Source organism: Hoyosella sp. YIM 151337 (assembly GCF_026041215.1).
In the GTDB taxonomy this organism is placed as follows: domain Bacteria; phylum Actinomycetota; class Actinomycetes; order Mycobacteriales; family Mycobacteriaceae; genus Hoyosella.
Map to the genome: position 1 here is coordinate 1 of NZ_JAPEIQ010000040.1, position 3,724 is coordinate 3,724.

At 59.6% G+C, this 3,724-nt stretch carries 6 protein-coding genes; 3 read left to right on the forward strand and 3 right to left on the reverse strand.

The features are described 5' to 3' along the window. Both ONR57_RS20305 and ONR57_RS20310 read left to right on the forward strand, forming a co-directional pair. On the forward strand, positions 1 to 345 hold a 345-nt coding region (locus ONR57_RS20305; protein ID WP_265125528.1), incomplete at its 5' end, for a hypothetical protein. A 236-nt stretch (positions 346 to 581) separates the two neighbouring features. Then, entirely contained in the window at positions 582 to 908 is a 327-nt protein-coding gene (locus ONR57_RS20310) for a hypothetical protein (protein ID WP_265125529.1), read from the forward strand. Between the two features lie 11 nt (positions 909 to 919). On the opposite strand, the gene ONR57_RS20315 is transcribed toward ONR57_RS20310, so the two are convergent. Then, positions 920 to 1,324 carry a hypothetical protein gene (locus tag ONR57_RS20315; protein WP_265125530.1) on the reverse strand — a complete coding sequence of 135 codons (405 nt, stop codon included), beginning with the start codon at positions 1,322 to 1,324 and terminating at the stop codon, positions 920 to 922. 189 nt (positions 1,325 to 1,513) lie between these two features. On the opposite strand from ONR57_RS20315, the gene ONR57_RS20320 reads away from it, so the two are divergent. Next, complete coding sequence (locus ONR57_RS20320) at positions 1,514 to 2,041, forward strand: hypothetical protein (RefSeq protein WP_265125531.1); 528 nt, start codon at positions 1,514 to 1,516, stop codon at positions 2,039 to 2,041. A 182-nt stretch (positions 2,042 to 2,223) separates the two neighbouring features. Here the strand turns inward: ONR57_RS20320 and ONR57_RS20325 are convergent, their stop codons facing one another. Then, complete coding sequence (locus ONR57_RS20325; RefSeq protein ID WP_308198725.1) at positions 2,224 to 2,484, reverse strand: helix-turn-helix domain-containing protein; 261 nt, start codon at positions 2,482 to 2,484, stop codon at positions 2,224 to 2,226. A gap of 1 nt (position 2,485) precedes the next feature. Continuing rightward, positions 2,486 to 3,367, reverse strand: a complete 882-nt coding sequence (locus tag ONR57_RS20330) for a replication initiation protein (protein WP_265125533.1) — start codon at positions 3,365 to 3,367, stop codon at positions 2,486 to 2,488. Positions 3,368 to 3,724 lie beyond the last annotated feature (357 nt).

The following is a 3,724-nucleotide window of genomic DNA, read 5'->3' on the forward strand; positions in this document are numbered from 1 at the left end:
CACAAGGGATCGGTCGCAAGCCAGCGCGAAGCGGTGGCGCGGGAGCAATGGCGGCGTTTAGCGGTCGAACAGCGTGACGAGGCGGGCGAGTGCATGCAGTGCGCCATCCCATTGGGGGCCGCGCAGTCCGCCGCTGGTGGCGTGGATGGCGTAGAGCTTCTGGAACAGTTTGCGCACGGCTGCTGGGGAGCTGGCGACGCGCTGGACGCATTCATCGAGGCTCGGCTCGACGCGCACACGCTTGACATGGACCTGCTCGGTTTTGCGTTCGATGATCCGCACGCCGATCGCGCCGCGGTCGGCAGCCTGGCGCTCTTCGGAACCGCGGCGGCGGCATGCGTCTGAGCACCAGATGCGGCGGCGGCCGCGTCCGGGCGGCTGCACGATGTCAGCGCCGCAGCGGGGGCATGTCGAGGTGGGGTCGGAGCTGCTCACGGACGGGGATCTTATTTCGTCCGGCGAAAATCTCCCGCAAAAGTCTGAGTTTCAGCCAGAGGTGTGTCAGGTCCGAGTGAGGCAGGTCATGGATCTTTTGCGGCGCAGGCTCGGCGGGCTGCCGGGGTAGGGAAAGATCAACAGTCGTGAGTGAAGTGACTGCGCGTGCAGCGGCGTTTCGGGCTGTGGGGTTTGCTGTGGCCGGAGTTGTTGCGGGGCCGTTCCTGATCCAGGCGGTCTACCTCGCGCAGGGGTTCACGTGGAGGATGACCGGCTGGGACTGGACTATGGGACCGATTTCCAGCCTGTTGTTCCCGATCGCCGTTGCAGTTGCTGTGGCCGTGGTTGCGCACCGGAAGTCCCGGCGGCTGTGGCTGCGGGTTTTCGTGTGGGCGATGGCTGTCAGCGCGACAGTGTTCCACTTGTGGTTCAGCTTCTTCGTGCTTGCACGGATAAGCATCGGTCATTACTGATGTGCACAGGCCTATGCAGGCAGGAGCTTGTTCCACCACTTGCGGGCCGGTTCGGCGGTGCTGCTGGCTGTGAGCATGCGCAGTGATGCGGCCTGGGTTTCGATGACGCGTTCACGTTCGGCGGCGATGGCTTCGGCGATTTCGGCGCGCCGTCGCCATTGTTCGAGCTCGGCGCGCAGCTGTGACAGTTCGGCGTTGTCTGCTGACGCCGAGGCGGTGTCACGGGGCGTATCGGGTGCGGATGGTTTTCCGGGGGTGAAGCCTGCCGCGCGCAGCGCGTTGGGTGTCACACGCCAGACCCCGGCGTCGTCGCGGTATGCGCCGTGCTTGGTGAGCTGGTCAATTCTGCGCATGAGCGTTCGCTTGGACACATGACAGTGCCCTGATGCCTCGCTGAGTGTCCATACAACCGTCATAGGCCCAAGTGTCGCGGCAGTACCCGGTGACCGTGACGTATGTCGGTGAGGCGCCTTCAGATCGTTAGCGAGGCGCGATGACGCGGCAACCTTCCCAAGCTCGACCTGGTATGCACCGCGAGTAACAGATCTTAATGTGACACCGATCACATATCAGGGTGTATCGGGGTGTGGGGAGGTTCTCTCAAAATGATTACAAAGACGATGAGAAAGCTGGGTTCCATCACCGCCGCAGTTGTACTAACAGTATCTGTTAGCGCTGTGGCTTACGCCCAGCCTGTAGCTCGTTCTCCGATTGGAGCTGCTGAGCTGATTCCTGCTTTCGATCCGGATCTGCCGGTTTCGGGGACTACTGCGTACTCAGATGAGATGAACGCGCAAGCCACTTGGGTATGCAGCGTGTACGCCTCAGATCCAAGCAGCTTTGCAAATACTATTGAGGGCGAAGGGTGGCAATCCTGTTCAGGATTTGGATGGCAGCCACAAAGGATTAACGTTGTTATTCAGCGGTACCTAGGTTTGGGATTTTGGCAGAACAGAGCAAATCAGGATTCTGGTTATGTCTGGGTCAATTTTGTTCATCGCGACCTTATCTACGACTGCTCAGGTACCGGTAGTCAATTGTATAGAGTCGTTACGAATGGATATGCGCAAGGCGGGGCTTACTACCAGCCTGTGCAATCAGAAAATTACTTGCGCTATACGTGTCCTCAGTAATGTTCACTCGGCTAAGAGTTTGGCTTTCGCAGGTATGGAGTGACTTGTCTGCGTGGTGTAGAAGATCAACGCCACCTGATGGCACAAGCCCAGCTAGAGACATATCTATGCCTAAGCGACGAACAGATTATGGACCTAGTCGACGGCGTAGATGGGTGATCCGCCGCAAGCCTTAGAATGCCCTACAATTCGCCGCGTTGTTTCGCTAGGTTGAGCATGCGCCCAACTGTGCCTATTGGGCAACTGAGTTCCTCAGCAATTTCGCGGTACTTCTTACCCTGACGGCGCAGTTCAATTGCTCGTGTACGTCGTGCACGTGCACGAGCTTCAAACTCATCACGAGGTTCAGCAAACATGCGCTGAACTGTGCGGGGATGGCATCCAATTTTGTTGGCTGCTTCGCGTGCGGTGATCTTTCGCCGCACTGGATTTCTCGCTCCCATCTCAGGTCACTACCTCCCGCATAAAAGCCGCGTCGTAGCGAGTTGCGCGTCGGCGGTTTGCCTCGCGTTTTACTTCGGTCATTATGCGCCCACGTCGTGCTTGTTCCTGGTTGAAGGCGCGGGTGATGTTGCGCCAGGTCCAGCGGGATATAGAGCGAGCGAGGTGGAGGACCTCGGTGTCATGGAGGGGGCCGCGGGTGAAGTTGTCGGCGATGAAGACTTGGTTCCGGTCGGCGGTGTAGGCGTGGACGATTTCGTCCCATTCGGTGGGGTCTGTGTAGTCGCCTCGTCGACGGTAGGCCCAGCGGCGTACGTGATCGAACAGGGCGACGTTGCGGCCGATGGCTGAGACCTGGAGGGCGCGGCGGTCGTCGTATTTCGGGAGTGCTCCTACACGTGTGAGCGCGTCCGCGAGATCACGCAGTGTGTAAAGGTTGTCAGAGTCGCCCCACAGCGTCGTATGCGCGTTGTGGGTGGGGTTTTTGGTGAAACGTCCGGCATAGGCAAGATCACCGCCCAGAATCGTTGTCAGCCCTGATTCCACGCGTGCGAGCAGGTTTACCGGCCGCCGGTTGGCAGCGTCAGTGAGGCATACCGGGGCTGAGAGGCCATAGACGATGTGCCCGCAACGTGTGTGCGGGTTCAGGGCGATATAGGACGGTGCCGGCAGGCCGAGCATGCCGGTGAGCTCGTCAGCATCCCCGGAGTCGATGTCAGTCACGATGAGCGACTGCAGCGCTTTGGGGTTTGTCTCGACATAAGGCAGCGTCAACGCGGTATGTCGAGTAGTGCGCCGGTAGGGGCCGTGCTTGCAAGCCGCCGCTAGCGGCGCACGCGGCAGCCAAGACAGCTCGAAATCGAACGCATCCTCGGCAGTCTTCACGTACGGCAGCAAATCACAAGGATGTTTTTATTCAACTACGCCACGCCAGCCTAATCAGATATTTCCGCTCCCGGGCCCCCCGAAACGGGCAATAACGGCACTCCTCTTACGCCGCGCTGCTCTCGAAACGGTGTTGCTGTGCATCTGGTTACCTCGGTGAGCCAGTTCACTCGCGTCCCACACACCTCTTGCAGAAGTTCTGACTTTTTGGGTGTGTTTTTCGCCGGACGAAAAAATCTTGCCGCTTTGGGCGTTGGTTCCGGGGCTGCCGCGACCCGCTGGCGCGGGTCTTGGCACGAGATTTACCACCATCGGAGCACGAGATTTACCACCCTCGGAGAACCTCGATGAGGTGTG